Source organism: Pantoea endophytica (assembly GCF_002858935.1).
GTDB lineage: Bacteria > Pseudomonadota > Gammaproteobacteria > Enterobacterales > Enterobacteriaceae > Pantoea > Pantoea leporis.
Window position 1 is genome coordinate 72922 of sequence record NZ_PJRT01000028.1, and the last position, 19454, is coordinate 92375.

The 19454-nt window shown below is 57.3% G+C and carries 14 protein-coding genes; 11 read left to right on the forward strand and 3 right to left on the reverse strand.

Annotated elements, in window-relative coordinates; all coding sequences use genetic code 11:
* Nucleotides 1–34: 34 nt before the first annotated feature.
* The gene (locus tag PZBJ_RS17135) at nt 35–1174 is read left to right on the forward strand and encodes a 3-phenylpropionate MFS transporter (RefSeq protein ID WP_101763472.1); all 1140 of its coding nucleotides are present in this window, start codon (nt 35–37) and stop codon (nt 1172–1174) included.
* On the opposite strand, the gene csiE is transcribed toward PZBJ_RS17135, so the two are convergent.
* Nucleotides 1171–2439, reverse strand: a complete 1269-nt coding sequence (gene csiE / locus PZBJ_RS17140; protein WP_101763473.1) for a stationary phase inducible protein CsiE — start codon at nt 2437–2439, stop codon at nt 1171–1173. The two genes, PZBJ_RS17135 and csiE, sit on opposite strands and share 4 nt — an antisense overlap.
* A 155-nt stretch (nt 2440–2594) precedes the next feature.
* Between csiE and PZBJ_RS17145 the strand changes: the two genes are divergently transcribed.
* From PZBJ_RS17145 to PZBJ_RS17155, 3 genes are all read left to right on the forward strand, one after another.
* Nucleotides 2595–3221, forward strand: coding sequence for a DUF1007 family protein (locus tag PZBJ_RS17145; protein ID WP_101763474.1), 627 nt, complete (start codon nt 2595–2597; stop codon nt 3219–3221).
* Entirely contained in the window at nt 3212–4192 is a 981-nt protein-coding gene (locus PZBJ_RS17150) for a nickel/cobalt transporter (RefSeq protein WP_101763475.1), read from the forward strand. Before PZBJ_RS17145 ends, PZBJ_RS17150 begins: the two co-directional genes overlap by 10 nt.
* A 191-nt stretch (nt 4193–4383) precedes the next feature.
* Complete coding sequence (locus PZBJ_RS17155; protein ID WP_101763476.1) at nt 4384–5397, forward strand: MFS transporter; 1014 nt, start codon at nt 4384–4386, stop codon at nt 5395–5397.
* A 36-nt stretch (nt 5398–5433) separates the two neighbouring features.
* Here PZBJ_RS17155 and suhB read toward each other — a convergent pair whose 3' ends face one another.
* A complete protein-coding gene (gene suhB, locus PZBJ_RS17160) occupies nt 5434–6237 on the reverse strand; it encodes an inositol-1-monophosphatase (protein WP_101763477.1) in 804 nt (267 codons plus the stop codon).
* Nucleotides 6238–6358: 121 nt separating this feature from the next.
* Between suhB and trmJ the strand changes: the two genes are divergently transcribed.
* The 5 genes from trmJ (at nt 6359) to sseB (ending at nt 11162) form a co-directional block, all read left to right on the forward strand.
* Nucleotides 6359–7102 (forward strand): tRNA (cytosine(32)/uridine(32)-2'-O)-methyltransferase TrmJ, encoded by a 744-nt coding sequence (gene trmJ, locus PZBJ_RS17165; protein WP_101763478.1) that lies wholly within the window; start codon nt 6359–6361, stop codon nt 7100–7102.
* A gap of 135 nt (nt 7103–7237) precedes the next feature.
* On the forward strand, nt 7238–7735 hold the full coding sequence (gene iscR / locus PZBJ_RS17170; RefSeq protein WP_008108287.1) for a Fe-S cluster assembly transcriptional regulator IscR: 498 nt from the start codon (nt 7238–7240) through the stop codon (nt 7733–7735).
* 88 nt (nt 7736–7823) lie between these two features.
* Entirely contained in the window at nt 7824–8996 is a 1173-nt protein-coding gene (locus tag PZBJ_RS17175) for an IscS subfamily cysteine desulfurase (RefSeq protein WP_101763479.1), read from the forward strand.
* A gap of 62 nt (nt 8997–9058) precedes the next feature.
* Nucleotides 9059–10345 carry an aminopeptidase PepB gene (gene pepB, locus PZBJ_RS17180; RefSeq protein WP_101763480.1) on the forward strand — a complete coding sequence of 429 codons (1287 nt, stop codon included), beginning with the start codon at nt 9059–9061 and terminating at the stop codon, nt 10343–10345.
* A gap of 49 nt (nt 10346–10394) precedes the next feature.
* Nucleotides 10395–11162: an enhanced serine sensitivity protein SseB gene (gene sseB, locus PZBJ_RS17185; RefSeq protein ID WP_101763481.1), complete on the forward strand. Its 768-nt coding sequence runs from the start codon at nt 10395–10397 to the stop codon at nt 11160–11162.
* Nucleotides 11163–11192: 30 nt separating this feature from the next.
* Here the strand turns inward: sseB and sseA are convergent, their stop codons facing one another.
* On the reverse strand, nt 11193–12032 hold the full coding sequence (gene sseA / locus PZBJ_RS17190) for a 3-mercaptopyruvate sulfurtransferase (RefSeq protein ID WP_101763482.1): 840 nt from the start codon (nt 12030–12032) through the stop codon (nt 11193–11195).
* Nucleotides 12033–12179: 147 nt separating this feature from the next.
* Between sseA and PZBJ_RS17195 the strand changes: the two genes are divergently transcribed.
* Entirely contained in the window at nt 12180–17066 is a 4887-nt protein-coding gene (locus tag PZBJ_RS17195) for an alpha-2-macroglobulin family protein (RefSeq protein ID WP_101763483.1), read from the forward strand.
* A 6-nt stretch (nt 17067–17072) separates the two neighbouring features.
* Nucleotides 17073–19397 (forward strand): peptidoglycan glycosyltransferase PbpC, encoded by a 2325-nt coding sequence (pbpC, locus tag PZBJ_RS17200; protein ID WP_101763484.1) that lies wholly within the window; start codon nt 17073–17075, stop codon nt 19395–19397.
* Nucleotides 19398–19454: the final 57 nt, after the last annotated feature.

Below are 19454 nucleotides of genomic sequence, written 5' to 3' on the forward strand. Positions count from 1 at the left end.
CGTGCTGCTCAGCAGCATTTTTGCTGGAGGGAATATGGCAATCGGCTCCGCCAAATGGCTCGGTTTGGGCTACTTCACTTACTTCTTCTGTTACGGCATTTACCTTCCTTTCTGGAGCGTGTGGCTCAAAGGCACCGGACTTGATGCAGAAAAAATCGGTCTGCTGCTGGGGTGCGGCATGGTGGCGCGCTTTGTCGGCAGTTTGCTGATTGCCCCGCAGGTAAAAAACCCCTCACAGCTGATCACCGCGCTGCGCCTGCTGGCGCTGATGACGTGCCTGTTCGCTATCGGTTATTGGCTGGGACAACAGTGGATGTGGCTGCTGTTCGTGATGATCGGCTTCAACCTGTTTTTCTCACCGCTGGTGCCGCTGAGTGATGCGCTGGCCGCCACCTGGACGCAGCAAATTGGTCTGACATATGGCCCGGTTCGTTTGTGGGGCTCGCTGGCGTTTGTCATCAGCTCTGCCTTAACCGGCATGCTTGTCACGGCGTTCTCATCGCAGGCGATTCTGGTGCTGCTGTCACTGGGCGCGATCGGCATGTTAGGTGGGATGATGTTAACGCCAGCGACGAAGCCGCAGGGCAGTGAACGTCAGACGTCAACCGATGGTGGCTGGCAGGCATGGCGTGATTTGCTGCGCGAAAATGCGGTGTGGCGTTTCATGTTATGCGTGACATTGTTGCAGGGCGCGCATGCGGCTTACTACAGCTTCAGCGCGATCTGGTGGCAGGAGAGCGGTTATTCCGCGTCGATTATTGGCTACTTGTGGTCGCTGGGCGTGGTGGCTGAAATCATCATTTTTGCTCTCAGCAGCCGACTGTTCCGCCGCTGGAGTGCGCGCGATCTGCTGCTGTTATCAGGCGTGTGCGCCATTATCCGCTGGACAATGCTGGGATCCAGCACCGCGTTGCCGTTGCTGATCGTGGCGCAAATTCTGCACTGCGGCAGCTTTACCGTCTGCCATTTAGCGGCGATGCGGTTTATTGCCGCGCGCAAAGGCGCGGAAGTGATTCGTCTGCAATCGCTCTATTCGGCGCTGGCCATGGGCGGCGGTATTGCGGTGATGACTATGATTTGCGGCGTGCTGTTTACGCATCTGCAAGGACATCTGTTCTGGGTGATGGCGTTAGTGGCGTTGCCGGCGCTGTTCCTGCGTCCGCGCGCCGCTTAACTCTCCAGCAACTGGAGAATACGCTGCTGCTGATGACGACTCAGCGGCAGCTCCGCCTGGATTAGCGGCGGTGAGAACAGCGGCAATGAAATGGCATACGGCGTGATCACCAGCGCGATGTCGCGCGGCGCGCCTTCACGCTGAAAATGCACGACGTCCTGATAGCTGATGTTAATCGGTAGCAGCGTCATTTCCCGCAGCTGCTGCTCCAGCAACTGCTCAAGCGCCGCATCCGCGCCCGTCAGCAGCAGCACCTGCTTTTCCTGCAATGCACTCTCCTGCATCAACCAGGCACCAAATAACACCGCCACCAGACTTATCTCTTCAGCACTAAAGCGCGTGGCAAAGTTACGGCTGAAATGCTCAAGTGCGCGTTCAGTGGTGCGCAGCAGGCGCGGATAGAGTCGTGCGACATCCAGCGCCACGCTGTTATCGATGCCGATGGCAAAATGGCTGCGATCCAGCGCCTGCGCCAGATGCGTAAAGAGTTGCTGAGTGAGTTCGGCGCGATTTCTGAAGGTGGTTTGTGCCAACTGCTCAAAGCGCGCAATCAGCGCTTCCACTGACTGCATCAGCTTTACTGCCTGCGGATGCTCCAGCTGCGTAGCGGTTGGCGCGTGAATCAGGCTAAATAGCAGCGTCCAGAAGTCGGTCTCGCTTACATCCGGCGCTAAGTGGCAGCGCTTCTGCCAGTGATGGATGACGTCGTCGGCGGCAGCACGTTCGACTTTTTCCGCCAGCCACGCGCGCTGTCCGTCATTGAACAAAGCGTTTTGGCGCTGGCACAGCGCATACTTCATGAAGATTTGCAGAAACAGGCGGTCGCGCGCGCTGAAGTCGCGCGCCAGACGCAGGCTGCAGTGCTGAATTAGCGCCTGCAGGTTAGTTTCATCCCACAACGCTTTCTCGATTTTCAGGACTTTCAGGCGCTGACGCAGCACCGGGGCAAAATGCTCGCAGACAAAATCCTGCGACAAACGCAGCGCGCGTCGCAGCCAATGGATCAGGCACAGCCGCCTGTCCAGTTCCGTCCCGTGTATGCGGAAGCTGCCATCGACCATCTGGTGTAGCTCCAGTTGATGGTAACGCTGTATCTCCTCTCCCACATCCGCGATATCCTGTCGGGCGACAACAGGCGCCACGCCATTTAACTGGCAGAGCTTTTCAAGCGTCAACGCGGGAGCGGGCAGAAATAGCAGCAGTAACAGATGACAACGACGCTGGGAACGGCTGAAGAGTGGTGCAGAGGAGGGTGCAGAACTCATCAATGGTTTATCCGCAGGTCACTTTTGAGCTAAGAATAGCTAACTCCACGCGGTAACCTTGCACTTTGTCGTGACTTTTGTTCAGAGCTTTAGGGCGGGTCACAATTTTTCTGGGCCACTCTACACTTCACTTTAAAATTGTTACTTTATAACACATGAAAATTGCACTCATTACGTTTACGCTGTTGTTCAGCACCGCAGCCTGGTCACATCCGCATAGCTTTATTGACATGAAAACCGAGTTCATCAGTGACAACCAACATCTTAGCGGCATGAAAATGGTGTGGACCATGGATGAGATAACCTCCGCCGATCTGTTGTACGACGCAGGTAAAGCCAAGCCCGGTGATGTGGTGTGGAAAAAGCTGGCGGCGCAGGTGATGGCAAATGTGCTCGGTCAGCACTATTTCACCGAAGTGTGGCAGGACAAAAATCGGGTTAAGTTTCTCAATCTGCCGAAAGAGTACAACTTATCGCGCAACGGCAACAAAGCGGTGCTGGAGTTTATCGTGCCGTTTGGCGAACCTCAGCTATTGAGTGCGAAGCAGTATCGCATTCAGACTTTCGATCCCAGCTACTTTGTTGATATGTATTACGATAATCCACAGGCATTAACCATGGACGACACCGTTAAATCGCATTGCCAGATCGATCTGCATACGCCGAAACCGGATGACTCGCTGAAGCAATATGCGCTGTCGCTGGATAAAGCCGATGCGCCGCCAGAGGATATGGATCTTGGCCAGCAATTCGCCCAAACGGTGACACTGACATGTCACTGATTTCGCTTCCCTCCCGTTCACGTCGTTTATGGCCGCTGTGGCTGATGGCGGCGTTATTGCTGCTGGCGGGCGTGCTGCTGTGGCAGCACTGGTCGCAGATTTTGCTGCAAAGCGTGCTGTGGCAAAAAATCCTCAATCGCGAAATGACGCAGCTTTTGCAGCAGGTGGCTGAACAACCGCAGCAGGCGGGCGTGACGCTGATGCTGTTCAGCCTCGCTTACGGCGTGCTGCATGCGCTGGGGCCGGGACACGGCAAAGTGGTGATCACTACCTTTCTTGCCACCCATCCGGCAAAGTTGAAAACCAGCATGAAGCTAACGTTGCTGGCTGCTTTGCTGCAGGGCGGCGTGGCGATTGGTTTGGTAACGCTGATGCTGGTAGTACTGCAAACCTCGTCGCGTCAGATGCATCTCGGCAGTTACTGGCTGGAAAAGGGCAGTTATCTGTTAGTCGTCGCGCTGGGTATTTGGGTCGGTTGGCGTGCATTGCGGTCGCTGCGCCAGCAATGGCGTCCTCAGCCAAAGTTGCAGATCCACGCTATTCGCCCAGCGCATCAGCACGATGAACACTGCGGCTGCGGACATGCGCATCTGCCCAGCGCTGCGCAGATGGATCAGGCAGTTAGCGCTAAAACGCAGGCGCTGGTGGTGTTTTCCATGGGGCTGCGGCCCTGTTCCGGCGCCATCATGATGCTGCTGTTTGCCAAAGTGATTGGTGTGTATGCGTGGGGCGTCGCCTCTGCCGTGGCGATGGCGTTGGGCACTGCTGTGACGGTTTCGGCGCTCGGCTTGTTAGTGCAGCGCTCCCGTCTGCTGGCTCAGCGCTTAGGGCAGGCCGGCGGTACTCATCCTGCGACCAGGCTGCTGGTGCCGCTGCTCGCCATGTTAGGTAGCGTGCTGTTAATCGTTGCGGGCGTTGCATTATGGCAAAGTGCCTCGCCGGGCATCGGCGGTGGAATTCGTCCTTTCTGACATTAAGGATATTTGGGTAGTGTAAATATTCCACTGTTGCAAGTATTCTCCCCCTCAACAGTTAATTAAATATCTCCGCTTAGCGCGCTGGTGAAAATAGATTTCTCTGTCTAAGCTCAATTACACCAGTCAATATCCTGGTGGATTAGCAATTATAAAATTTCAGCGAAATATTCTGCGAGGAGAAAACGATGCCTGAAACTCGGATTAATAATGGCAGCGTAGATACGGTGCACGACGTGCATGGCGGCCTACCATTAAAACGTATTTCATGGAGCGCAGTATTTGCCGGCGTTATCGCTGCGCTAATCATTCATATTTTATTGGGGATATTGGGTACAGCGATTGGTGCAACAACCATCGATCCACAACAGGAACAAAATCCGCTGCAGCATCTGGGAACCGGCGCGTTAATCTGGACCGGCGTGAGTATGCTGATTGCCATGGGCGTAGGTAGCTACGTTGCGGGGCGTCTGGCGCAGCGCGAAGGGGCGATGCATGGTTTGTTGATGTTTGGTGTTAGCACCATTTTGACATTGTGGCTCGCGATTACCCTGGCGACTGGCGTTATTGGCGGTGCGTTTAATATTTTAGGCGCCGGCGTAAATGCCGTGGGTAATGGAATTTCCGCAGCGGCGCCATCACTAACCAATATGGCAAAAGAGAAGCTGCAGGAAAGTAATATCAATTTAGATGATTTAAAAAACGAATTACAAACTACGCTGCGTCAAACCGGCAAGACAGAATTACAACCTGAGAATCTGCAAAAGGATGTAAATAACGAAGCCAATAACGCGCAAAATCAAGCAGAGCAAACGGCACAAAATCCACAGAATGCTGATAATGATCTGGCTAATTGGTTGAAAGGCGTTATGAATCGTCACTCAGATACATTGCAAGCTGCCGATCGTGATGCGCTGAAAAATATTATCAAAGCGCGCACCGGTAAAAGCGATCAAGAGGTTGAGCAGATTGTGACTCAAACCGAGGAGAGCTATAAAAAAGCCGTGCAACAGTATCAGGAGTTGAAACAGCAGGCGGAGCAAAAAGCCCGTGAAGTGGCTGAGCAAGCGGCGGCCGCAACGGCGAAAGCGAGCTGGTTCACCTTCTTTATGCTGGTGATTGAAGCGGTACTGGCAGCATTGCTGGGGCGCGTGGGTCGCAGGACGCAACCGCGTCAGGTATTAAGCCACGAACGTCGGTAACAAAAAAAGGCGGCTGATTCAGCCGCCTTCTCGCTTCTAGCGCTTCAGCGCTTCACTCAACTCTTCACGCATCGATGCCAGCATTGCTTTCACTACGCGTGGGTTACCCGCAACGATGTTACCTGACATCACGTAGCCGTGGTTGCCGGTAAAGTCAGTCACCAGGCCGCCCGCTTCACGCACCAGCAGCTCGCCCGCCGCAAAATCCCACGGCTTCAGGCCAATCTCAAAGAAACCATCAACGCGACCTGCAGCGGTGTACGCCAGATCCAGCGCCGCCGAACCGGTGCGACGGAAATCAGCGCACTGGGTGAACAGTTTGCCAACGATGTTGATGTAAGGCGTTGCGTGCTGCTTCAACTTGAACGGGAAGCCGGTCGCCAGGATGGTGCCATCCAGATCGCGCGCCGTGCTGCCGCGCAGGCGATAGCCATTCAGCTGAGCGCCCTGACCGCGTACGGTGGTAAAGAGTTCGTTGCGCATTGGATCGTAAACCACAGCCACTTCGGTGCGGCCTTTGATGCGCACAGCGATAGAAACGGAGAAGTGTGGTAAACGTTTGATGAAGTTGGTGGTGCCATCCAGCGGATCGATTACCCATTGAAAGTCTTGATCTTCGCCCGCCAGCTCACCGCTTTCTTCGGTGATGATGGTGTGTTTCGGGTACGATTTACGAATTACTTCGATAATCAGACGTTCTGCGTCACGGTCAACATTGGTAACGAAGTCGTTGCTGCCTTTCTGGCTGGCTTCGACAGCGTCCGGGGTTTCATAATTCTTGGCAATTAAATTTCCGGCCTTGCGCGCGGCGCGCACGGCTATGTTGAGCATCGGATGCATCGGTATCTCTCGCTGGATGTTAAAGAACGGGGAAAACGGCGCGGAGTATATCAGCGTGTTCAGCAAATGTCCTCTTTTTATGTTAGGATGCGCGCCATCATTTCCCTGACCGCCTCTAATTATGCTGCAGAATATCCGAATCGTACTGCTAGAAACGTCGCACACCGGCAACATGGGCTCCGTCGCACGCGCGATGAAAACCATGGGCTTAACCAACCTTTATCTGGTCAATCCGCTGGTGAAACCCGATTCACAGGCCATTTCCCTCGCCGCCGGTGCCAGCGATGTCATTGGTAATGCGCGCATTGTCGATACCATGGATGAAGCCATTGCCGGTTGTAGTTTGGTGGTTGGCACCAGCGCACGTTCACGTTCACTGCCGTGGCCCATGTTGGATTCACGCGAGTGCGGCATTAAAAGCGTGGAAGAGGGGCAGCAGGCGCCGGTGGCGTTGGTGTTTGGCCGCGAGCGCGTGGGCCTGACTAACGAAGAGTTGCAGAAATGCCACTATCACGTCGCGATTCAGGCGAACCCGGAATACAGCTCACTGAATCTGGCGATGGCGGTGCAGATTATCGCTTACGAAGTGCGCATGGCCTGGCTGGGCGCGCAGGAAAAAGCCGCGCCGACGGAAGAGCCGGTCGAATCACCGTATCCGCTGGTTGACGATTTGGAGCGCTTCTATCAGCACATCGAACAGATGATGCTGAACAGCGGCTTTATCCGTGAAGGCACGCCAAGCCAGGTGATGAGCAAGCTGCGTCGTTTATATACACGTGCGCGCCCCGAACGCGACGAACTGAACATCCTGCGCGGCATGATGGCATCGTTCGAAAAGCGCAAAGGTAATGTGGATAATAGTTGAGTAAAACAGTTGGTTAAATAGTTGAGCAATTTACTTGGTTAAATAGTTGACCGTTTTACTCAGGAATGTCAGACTGGCGTCAATTCTTCAGATAACCCGCCGATAACCGGACGGACGCTTACGAGGTTGTATGCTATGAGACTGACATCCAAAGGACGTTATGCCGTAACCGCTATGCTGGACGTTGCACTGCACTCCAATGAGGGCCCGGTGCCGCTAGCTGACATTTCTGAGCGTCAGGGCATCTCATTGTCCTATCTGGAGCAGTTATTCTCACGTCTGCGTAAGCACGGCTTAGTGGCAAGCGTTCGTGGTCCAGGTGGCGGTTATCTGTTAGGCAAAGATTCAAGCGCGATTGCTGTGGGCGCGGTTATTACCGCCGTTGACGAATCTGTCGATGCCACTAAATGCCAGGGCAAAGAGGGCTGCCAGGGCGGCGAGCGTTGCCTGACCCACGTTTTGTGGCGTGATCTGAGTGAGCGCATCAGCGACTTCCTCAACAACATCACGCTGGCGGAACTGGTGAATAATCAGGAAATCCTTGAAGTGGCCGATCGTCAGAACACTGTCGATAATCGCCGCTTCCAGCAGCATCGTGTGCAAGAAACCATCAACGTTAATCTGCGCGCTTAATCAGTTCTCCTTCGGCCTTTCCTGTTCATACGGGCGAGGCCGAATGTGCTATAAAGACGTATGATTTTTTATACGGAGTTTTAGCGCAATGAAATTACCGATTTACCTGGATTACGCAGCCACTACGCCTGCGGATCCGCGTGTTGCCACCAAAATGATGCAGTTCCTCACAATGGATGGCACTTTCGGTAACCCCGCGTCCCGTTCCCACCGTTTTGGCTGGCAGGCTGAAGAAGCTGTTGATGTGGCTCGCAATCAAATTGCTGAGCTGGTCAATGCCGACCCCCGTGAAATCGTTTTTACCTCCGGCGCGACCGAAGCGGACAACCTTGCGATCAAAGGTGCCGCGCAATTCCATCAGGCGCGCGGCAAACACATTATTACCAGCCAAACCGAACACAAAGCGGTGCTAGACAGTTGCCAGCAACTGGCGCACGAAGGCTTTGATGTCACCTTCTTAAAGCCGGGCAGCGACGGTATCGTTACGCCGCAGATGCTCGAATCTGCACTGCGTGACGACACGGTGCTGGTATCGCTGATGCACGTCAATAATGAAACCGGTGTGATTCAGGACATCGCCGCACTCGGCGCGCTGTGCCGTGCGCGTGACATCCTGTTTCACGTTGATGCCACGCAAAGCGTCGGCAAATTGCCGATTGACGTCACTGAACTGCCGGTGGATTTGATGTCGTTCTCAGCGCACAAGCTGTATGGACCGAAAGGCATCGGCGCGCTGTGGGTGCGTCGTAAACCGCGTCTGCAAATTGATGCACAGATGCACGGTGGCGGTCACGAGCGCGGCATGCGTTCGGGCACGTTGCCGGTGCATCAGATTGTCGGCATGGGCGAAGCCTACCGTATTGCGCGTGAAGAGATGGGCAGCGAAATGGCGCGTCTGGCCGAGCTGCGCCAGCGTCTGTGGCGCGGTATTAGTCAATTGGGTAACGTGAACCTCAACGGTTCGCTGGAGCAGGGCGCTCCGAACATCCTCAATATTAGTTTTGCCCACGTCGATGGCGAATCGCTGATTATGGCGCTGAAAGATTTGGCGCTGTCATCCGGTTCCGCCTGTACCTCGGCCAGTCTCGAACCTTCCTATGTGCTGCGCGCGATGGGCGTTGAGCAGGAGCTGGCACACAGCTCGCTGCGTTTTTCGCTCGGACGCTTCACCAGCGCAGAGGAAATTGAGTACGCTATCGAGCTGGTCAACAAAGCGGTAACACGTCTGCGGGCACTTTCGCCTGCGGCAAACGCCCGCTAATTCATGCACCCCTTGCGCCGGTTCTGGCGCAAGGTGACACCTAACGCAAACGGAGCCACGCGATGACAACACAACCGATGATAATTACGCTCAGCTCCCAGGCCGCCGATGCGCGCTGGGGTGACAAAGCGCTGCTGAGCAGCAACGAAAGTGGCATGACCGTTCACCTGACTGGCGCAGACGCGCTGATGAGCATCCAGCGCGCGGGGCGCAAGCTGGACGGCCAGGGCATTCGTCACGTCTCGCTGCAGGGCGAAGGCTGGGATGTGGAAAAGTGCTGGGCGTTCTGGCAAGGCTACCGCAGCCCGAAAGGCAAACGTCAGGTCGAGTGGCCGGAATTCAATGAAGACGATCAGGCTGAATTTGCACGTCGTCTGAAGATTGTTGACTGGGTGCGCGACACCATCAACCTGCCGGCGGAAGATCTTAGCCCGGAACAGCTGGCGCACAACGCGGTTGATCTGATCAACGAAGTGGGCGGCAAAGCAGTCAGCTATCGCATCACCAAAGGTGACGATTTGCGTGTTCAGGGTTACGCCGGTATCCACACCGTGGGCCGCGGCTCCACGCGCGCACCGGTGTTGCTGGCGCTGGATTTCAATCCAACTGGCGATGAAGATGCGCCGGTTTACGCCTGTCTGGTCGGTAAAGGCATCACCTTTGATACCGGCGGTTACAGCCTGAAGCAGAGCGCTTTCATGGACTCAATGAAGTCCGACATGGGCGGCGCGGCAACGCTGACTGGCGCGCTGGCGCTGGCGATTTCGCGCGGTCTGAATAAGCGCGTGAAACTGTATCTATGCTGCGCAGACAACATGGTCAGCGGCAACGCCTTCCGTCTGGGCGACATCATTCGCTATCGCAACGGTAAAACCGTGGAAGTGATGAACACCGATGCGGAAGGTCGTCTGGTATTGGCCGATGGCCTGATCGATGCCAGCGAGCAAAATCCTGAACTGCTGATCGATGCGGCAACGCTGACCGGCGCGGCGAAAACCGCGCTGGGTAACGATTATCACGCGCTGTTTACCTTTGACGATGTGCTGGCGGAATCGCTGCTTGGCAGCGCAACCGGCGAAAACGAAGCTTTCTGGCGTCTGCCGCTGGCCGAGTTCCATCGCAGCCATCTGCCTTCAAACTTTGCCGATCTGAATAACATCGCCAGCCCGTCACATGCGGCGGGTGCCAGCAGTGCGGCGGCGTTCCTATCGCATTTCGTCAGCAAATATCAGCAAGGCTGGCTGCACATTGACTGCTCCGCGACGTACCGCAAAAGCGCGGTGGATCAGTGGTCCGCGGGTGCGACCGGTTTGGGTGTGCGCACCGTCGCCAATCTGTTACTGAAATAATCCTCATCACGGCAGGCGCAAGCTTGCCGTCTTTTTTGGAATACGATAAATGAGTAACCGTCTTGAAGAGGTGCTGAAGCTGGCGGCTACTGAGCCTGCGCACCGTCCGGAATTTTTCCAGCTGCTGCTGGAAGCCGATGTATGGGTGCCAGGCGAAAGTCCCGCCGAACAGTTTGATGCGACTTCGCCGGTCGAATTACAGCATTGGGAAAAAGAGGGTGGCGGCAGCGTGATCCCGTTCTTCACCTCGGAAGAGGCGATGGGCGAGGCCATCAAAGATGAACAGCCTTACCTGCGCATGCCGGTGCGCACGCTGTTTGAGATCACGCAAGGCGAAACGCTGTTCCTCAATCCGAAACTGCCTGCGGGTAAAGAGTTTTCGCCGGGTGAAATCGCCCATTTGATTGGCGAAGAGGGCAGTGCGCTGAGCCAGCAAACCGTGCTGGAAGGTGGTCATGCGTTGCTGTTGTCCGAAGTGGCCGAGCCGCCAGCGCAGATGATTGATTCGTTAACGCAACTGTTTGCCAAGTACAAACAGGTACGCCGTGCTTACATCGCCAGCATTCGTGAAAGCGCTAGCGAAGCACCGAACCTGCTGATTGGTATCGAAGCTGATAGCGATATCGATGAGATTATTCAGGCGGCGGGCGGTGTAGCGACGGATACGCTTGCGGATGATGCGCCCATTGATATCTGTGAAGTGGTTAATGAAGATCGTGGCGTGAGCCACTTCTTTACTGCCCACATCACGCCGTTCTATGAACGTCGCTGGGGCAGTTTCCTGCGCGATTTTAAGGGCAGTCAGCGGATTATATAATGCGCGGTCGCCATTGATGGCGACCTGCTATCACTTCTCGATCGGTAAATCGTCGCGGCTGCCCCATTCGCCCCACGAACCGTCGTACAGCGTCACATCCCGCACACCCAGCGAGGTGAGCGCCAGAATCACCACCACCGCCGTGACACCCGAACCGCAGCTGGCAATCACCGGCTGATCCAGTTTTACCCCTGCCTGAGCAAACAGATCGCGCAGTTCCGCTGCCGGTTTCAATTCACCATTTACCACTAAACTGTTCCACGGCACGTTCAGGCTGTTGGGAATATGCCCGCGCAACAAGCCCGGACGCGGTTCATCCACTTCGGCGTTAAAACGGTTCGCCGCACGGGCATCGACAATCTGCGCACCGCCTTCGTGGCTGATCAGCAGCACATCGGTCAGACGTTTCACCTGTGCGCCATCATAAGTCGCTTCGAATTCACCTTCCGGCAAACTAACCGGGCCGGTTGCGACATCGAAACCGGCTGCCTTCCAGCCCTGTAATCCTCCGGCCAGAATCGACACGTTTTCGCAGCCAAAGGCGCGCAGCATCCACCACGCACGCGGAGCCGAAAACAGGTTGCCTTCGTCATACACCACCAGATGTTTGTCCTGGCTGACGCCCAATTCGCGCATTGCCACCGCAAAGGATTCGGCGCGGGGCATCATGTGTGGATAAGCACTGGTGTGATCGGACAAGGCTTCAATATTGAAGAACGGCGCATTCGGCAGATGACCAGCCAGATATTCAGCCTGCACATCACGTACGGCTTCCTGGCCAGGCGGTAACATGCGGGCATCAAGCACCTGCAATGTTTCCTCGGTGTAATGTTCTTTCAACCAATCAGCGGACACAAACATGGCTGTCATAGCAACCTCTTCTCAGCAAACGGGAAACGACCAGTCTCCGGGAATGTGAACGCTATCTCAAGGGTGTGATTGCTAAAGTTGGCGGGTTGATGTGAAATTGCGCGGAATGACGTTTTCTTAACTTCTGGGACTGGTGAGGGAATTACCATGGCAAAACGTTTTAACCGGCTGCTGCTCAGCGCGCTGTTCGGTGCTGGATTACTGGGCGGCGGGACCTTGACGATACACGCGGAGGAAGCGGCAACCGCAACAGCAACGCAGAAATCGCTGTCGGTTATCGATCTCTCCGAGCTGCAACTCGACGGCGCCGCCGCGCTGGTGTTGACCTTCAACACGCCGCTTGAAGCGAAGCAGGATTTCGCTGCGCGCGTGCAGATTATCGATGAGAAAAGCGGCAAGGTTGATGGCGGCTGGGAGCTGGCGCCAAACGGTAAAGCGTTGCGTTTTCGTCATCCTGAACCGTCGCGCAAGTTGACGGTTAATGTCGATGCCGGTCTCAAAGCAGCAGATGGCAGCACCTTATCGAAATCTTTTAGCCAATCGCTCACCACGCGCGATATCCAGCCGATGGTGGGTTTTGCCAGTCGCGGATCGCTACTGCCGCTGCGTTTGACGCAGGGATTGCCGGTGCTGGCGCTGAATGTGAATAACGTCGACGTCGATTTCTTCCGCGTGAAAAACGCCTCGCTGGCCGATTTTCTGGCGCAGTGGAATTACGGCAACAATATGTCGTACTGGGAATCACGCGAGCTGCTGAAAAATGCCGATCTGGTTTACGGCGCCCGCTTCGATCTTAATCCGGCACGCAACACGCGCGAGAAAATGCAGCTGCCGCTGGGCGATGTCGATGCGCTGAAGCAGCCGGGCGTTTATCTGGCGGTGATGAAACAGGCCGGAACCTACAACTACACGCAACCGGCGACGCTGTTTACGTTGAGCGACATCGGTTTGTCGCTGCACCAATTCCCTGAACAGCTGGAACTGTTTGCCCAAAGCCTGACCAATGGCGCGCCACTTGATGACGTTAGCGTGCAGCTGCTGGATGAGAAAGGCAAACAACTCGCCAGTGGCACCAGCGACAGCTACGGTCATTTGCGTTTACCGGCGAATGCTAAAGGCAAGCTGCTGCTGGCGACACAAAAGGACCAAACTTCGCTGATCGATCTTAATCGTCCGGCGCTGGATCTGGCGGAGTTCCCGATTGATGGACCGCAAGGCTACGACAAACAGTTGTTCGTATTTGGTCCGCGCGATCTCTATCGTCCGGGTGAAACGGTGATCGTCAACGCGCTGCTGCGTGATGCTGATGGCAAACCGTTGCCGCCGCAGCCGGTGAAAGCCGACGTGGTGCAGCCGAATGGCGAAGTGTCGCAGACCTTTGTCTGGCAGCCGGAGAACGGCATCTATCAACATCGCTTCGCGATACCGGCTTCCGCAATGACCGGCGAATGGACGCTGCGTATCAACAGTGGCGACAACCAGCCGCGCAGTTGGACGTTCCACGTCGAAGATTTCCTGCCGGAGCGCATGGCGCTGGATTTGACCAACAGCGCGCAGCCGGTGGCGCCGGATGAGGACGTCACCTTTGTTGTTGAAGGCCGCTATCTGTACGGCGCGCCGGCTGCGGGTAACGAGCTGCAAGGGCAGCTGTTGCTGCGTCCCGCGCGTGAAGCGGTGGCCGCGCTGCCCGGCTATCAATTTGGCGACATCACTGAAGAGCTGAAACGTTCGCTCGATGATGTGGATGAGAAGCTGGATGAGAGCGGCAAGCTGCAGCTTAACGTTGAGAGCAGCTGGAAAGAGATCCATTCACCGCTCAATCTGATTCTGCAAGCCAGCCTGCTGGAAACCGGCGGCCGTCCGGTGACGCGCCGCGCGACTCAGGCGATTTGGCCGGCAGCGGCGCTGCCCGGCATCCGTCCGCTGTTTAGCAGTGAATCGGTATATGACTATCGCAGCGATCGTTATCACGATGAGCCGACCGTGGCAGAAAACAGCCTCGCGGAATTCGACGTGGTCTACGCCAATCCGCAGGGCGAAAAACTGGCGGCGTCAGATCTTGATGTGCGCCTGATCCACGAACGCCGCGACTATTACTGGAGCTTCTCTGACAGCGAAGGCTGGCAATCGCGCTTCGATCAAAAGGATCTGCAGGAGGATCAGCAGCGCATCTCTATTGCGGCGGGCGGCAGCCAGAAAGTGAGTTTCCCGGTGGAGTGGGGCACCTATCGCCTGGAAGTGCATGCCGGCGACAACATCATTAGCAGCGTACGCTTCCAGGCCGGATATGGGTGGCAGGACAATACCAACGGCACCGGCGCGCTGCGTCCGGATCAGGTCAAACTGAAAATTGATAAAACCGCCTATCAGGCGGGCGACATCGCACACGTACAGGTGGAGTCGCCTGCTGCCGGCAAAGGCTATCTGATGGTGGAATCCAGCAGCGGCACGCTGTGGTGGCAACCGCTGGAGGTTCCGGCGGGCGGCGCAACCATTGATGTACCGATTAGGGACAGCTGGAAGCGACACGATCTTTATCTCAGCGCCATCGTGGTGCGCGACGGCGACAAGGCCAGCGGCGTCACGCCGAAGCGCGCGGTGGGGTTACTGCATCTGCCGATGGCGACCGAAGCGCGCCGCCTCAGCTTAGCGCTCGACGCGCCGGATAAGATCCGTCCTGAGCAGACGCTAAAAGTGCAGATCAAAGCCAGTCGTGAAGGTGGCGCATTGCCGAAGCAGGTTCAGGTATTACTCTCGGCGGTGGACAGCGGCGTGCTTAACATCACTGACTACAAAACCCCGAATCCGTGGGAAGCGTTCTTTGGCCGCAAGCGTTATAACGCCGATCAATACGATGTGTTTGGTCAACTGATTGAAGGCGGTGGCAAACTGGCCGCGCTGCGCTTTGGTGGTGACGGCGACGATGCGGATGCGCTGTCGCGCGGCGGCAAAAAACCGGTCACTGACGTGCATATTGTGGCGCAGCAGTTGCAGCCCGTAACGCTGGATGCCAATGGCGAAGGTACGCTGGAACTGCCGATTCCGGCGTTTAATGGCGAACTGCGTTTGATGGCGCAGGTGTGGAGCGACGACAGCTTCGGGTCGGCCGATCGTAAGCTGGTGGTTGCCGCGCCATTGAGCAGTGAACTGGCGACGCCGCGCTTCCTGGCCAGCGGCGATCAATCTACGCTGGCGCTGGATCTCACTAACCTCACCGATCAACCGCAAACGCTGAAAATCAACATCAGCGCCAGCGGCCAGATCGCCCTGAACGGCAACATCCCTGCCAGCGTGCAGCTGGCGCAAGGCGCGCGCACCACCTTGCAAATTCCGGTCAGAGCGCTGGGCGGCTTCGGTGAAGGCGAGGTACAGGTCAGGGTTTCCGGCATGAGTTTGCCGGGCGAAACGCTGGCAGCGAGCGAGCGTAAATGGAAAATTGGCGTGCGTCCGGCCTATCCGGCACAAACGCTGAGTTTCGATAACGTGATGCAAACCGGTCAGAACTGGCAGGTGATGGCCAGCGCCTTCAATGGCTTGCAGCAGGATACCTTGAGCGGACAGCTGTCGCTCAGTAACCGTCCACCGCTGAATATCGCCAGCTATATCCGTTCGCTGTACGCCTATCCTTATGGCTGCCTTGAACAGACCGCCAGCGGCATTTGGCCGTCGGTGTTCACCAATCATGCGCAGCTGACGGCGATGGGCATCAAAACCAGTAACGATGAAGCGCGTCGCGCCTCAATTGATACCGGCATCGCGCGTCTTGCCGGCATGCAGCGCGGCAACGGCAGCTTTGGTTTGTGGAGCAAAGAGAGTCAGGAAGAGTTCTGGCTGACGGCTTACGTCACCGATTTCCTGCTGCGCGCCAGCGAAGCCGGTTACAGCGTGCCGGATGGCGTAATTACGCGCGCCGACGAACGTCTGCTGCGCTACCTGCAGGATCCCGCGCAGATCGAAACCAGCTGGAGCAGCGATGCCGATGGCTTGCGTTTCAGCGTGCAGGCTTATGCCGGATTGGTGCTGGCGCGTCAGCAGCAGGCGCCGCTCGGTGCGTTGCGTGCGCTGTATGAAAAGCGCGATCGTGCTAAATCGGGCCTGGCGATGGTGCAACTTGGCGTGGCGTTGAAGCTGATGGGCGATCAACAGCGCGCGCAACTGGCGCTGGCGCAGGGCATTGGCCTGGAACGTAAACCCAACAGCTGGCTCGGCGATTACGGCAGCCCGGTGCGCGATCGCGCGCTGATTCTGTCGCTGCTGACAGAAAACCAGCTGCTGCCGGAGATGCAAGGTCCGTTGTTGATCGAGCTGGCAAAAGCCGTGCACGGACAGCGCTGGTTCTCGACCCAGGAAAACAACGCGTTGTTCCTCGCCGCTCGCACCTTGCAGCAGCACAAAGGTGAAAGCTGGCAGGCGACCCTGCAGGGTAAAGCGGAACCGCTCAGCAGTGATCAGCCGCTCAATATTGGCATGACGGAAGATCAGCTGCGTCAGGGCGTGTCGGTGAAAAGCGACAACGCATCGCCGCTTTACGGCACGCTGAATGTGGTGGGGTATCCGCGCACCGCACCGTCGCCGATGAGCAACGTGCTGCAGATCAGTCGTGAGTACTTCACGCTGGAGGGTAAGCCGGCGGATCTCACCAACCTGAAAAGTGGCGAGCTGCTGGTGGTGCGGCTTAACGTCGCGGCCAGCGAGCGCGTCAGTGATGCGCTGGTGGTGGATCTGCTGCCTGCCGGACTGGAGCTGGAAAACCAGAACCTGAGCGACAGCAGCGCCAGTTTAGGCGACAGTGCCGATGCGCTGAAAGAGAGCATGATGGATATGCAACAAGCCAACATCAAGCACATCGAATTCCGTGACGACCGCTTTGTCGCCGCGCTGGCGCTCGATGGCTACACGCCGGGCACGCTGCTTTATCTGGCGCGAGCGGTGACGCCGGGCAGCTATCGCCTGCCGCCGCCGCAGGTGGAATCGATGTATGTGCCGGAATGGCGCGCGATTGGCAGCACGCCGGAAAAACTCAATGTGCGCTAAGCATTGATGTCTGGAAGTAAGCGACTAAAGCGGTGGCGGTGGCTGCCGCTTTTTTTACTGCTGCTGCTGGCCGCGCTGTGGCTGCTGGATCGCCTTACACCGCTACCGCTGCATGAGTTGCAGCCGGCGCGCGTGGTGGTGGCTGAGGACGGTACGCCGCTATGGCGCTTTGCTGACCCGCAAGGCATTTGGCGCTATCCGGTGACGCTGGAGGATGTCTCGCCTGCTTATATCGAGGCGCTGCTGACCTATGAAGATCGCTGGTTCTGGCATCATCCCGGCATCAATCCGATGGCGATTGTGCGTGCAGTCGGGCAGAACGTGCTGCATCACGGCGTGGTCTCCGGCGGTAGCACGCTCACCATGCAGGTGGCGCGACTTATCGATCCGCAACCGCGCACTCTGCGCGGCAAAGTGGTGCAGGTGTGGCGCGCGCTGCAGCTCGAATATCATCTCTCAAAACGCGACATCCTCACGCTGTATCTCAATCGCGCCCCTTTTGGCGGCACGGTGGAGGGCGTTGGCGCGGCGAGCTGGATGTGGCTGGGGAAACCGCCTTCGCAACTTACCCAAGGTGAAGCGGCGCTGCTGGCGGTGTTGCCACAGGCACCAAGCCGCCTGCGTCCGGACCGCTGGCCTCAGCGCGCCGAAGCAGCACGCAATAAAGTGCTGGATCGCCTCGCGCAATATCACGTCTGGTCAGCGCAGGTTGTCGCCGATATCAAACAAGAAGCGGTGTGGCTGCCGCCGCGCCAAATGCCGCAACGTGCGCCGCTGCTGGCCCGACGCCTATTGTCGCTGTCACCCGATACCAAAATCACCTCAACCATTGATGTGTCGCTGCAGCGCGAACTGGAGAATCTGGCGACGTCGCTGAAAAACAACTTACCGCCGCGCACCTCGCTGGCGCTGCTGGTGGTGGATCACCAAAACATGAAAGTGCGCGGCTATGTCGGATCGGTGGATTTCAATGACGACAGCCGTTTTGGTCATGTCGATATGATCTCGAGCGTGCGATCGCCAGGATCGGTGCTGAAGCCTTTTGTCTATGGTATGGCGCTGGATGATGGGCTGATTCATGGCGAATCACTGCTGCAGGATGTGCCGCGCCGCTTCGGTGACTATCGTCCCGGCAACTTTGACTCGGGCTTTCACGGGCCGGTGAGCGCCAGCGCTGCGCTGGAGCGGTCGCTCAATCTCCCGGCGGTGCAGTTGCTGGATGCGCTGGGGCCAAAAAGTGTCGCCGCGCGCTTGCGTAACGTGGGATTGAATCTGCGCTTTCCCGCTGGCGCAGAGCCCAATCTGTCGCTGGTGCTGGGCGGCACCGGCGCACGCATGGATGAGATTGTGGCGGCCTACAGCGCCTTTGCCCGTCACGGCAATGCGGCGCAGTTGCGCTGGCTGACGACACAGCCGCTGCATGAGAGGCCGCTGTTGTCGCCGGGCGCAGCATGGATTGTGCGGCGCATTCTGGCTGGCGCGGCGCAACCTCCGGCCAGCGGCGCGGTGCCGGAGATCGCGCCTTTGGCGTGGAAAACCGGGACCAGCTACGGCTATCGCGATGCATGGACGATTGGCATCACGTCGCGCTATCTGATTGGCGTGTGGGTCGGGCGGCCGGATGCCACGCCGGTCGCCGGGCAATTTGGTTTTGCCTCGGCGGTGCCGGTGATGAATCAGGTCAATAATGTGCTGACGGGACACATGCCGGTGAGCGGTGCGCCGCGCGATCCGCGTCCGCTTGCGGTCAGCGCCATGAGCATTTGCTGGCCTGGCGGTCAGCCGTTGCCTCCCGGCGACGAGAACTGTCGCCAGCGTCGTCAGAGTTGGGTGTTGAATCAAACTGTGCCACCGACGCTGCTGGCGCCGGGGCAGGAAGGCGTCAATGGCTTGCGTCAGCGCTACTGGCAGAACAGCCGGGGATGGCGTGTGGCGGCCGATTGCCCGGATGCGCAAAGTCGGGAGCGCCTGATGTGGCCGCTGCCGCTTGAACCCTGGCTGCCGGTTGCTGAACGCCGTGCGCAGCGCTTGCCGCCGATCGATCCCGCTTGTCCGCCGCGCAATCAGGGCAATGCGCCGCCGATGGTGATTACTGGTGTGATCAACGGCCAGCGCGTACAGCCTCTGCCGGGTAAAGTGGTGCTGGTGATGCCGGTTGCGGTGCAGGGCGGGCAAGGTGAGCAGCGCTGGTGGTTCTTAAACGGAGAGCCGCTTGAGCGGGACGCGAGTAATAAGAGTGCGGCGCTGGTGCTGGATGAGCCGGGCAGTTATCAATTGGTGGTGATGGATGAAGCGGGGCAACTCTCATCGGTGTCATTTATCCGCGGTTAAGTGCATGGATATGGCATACTTTTTGCCTGCGCGCCCCGACAAAAATCAATTATTTTC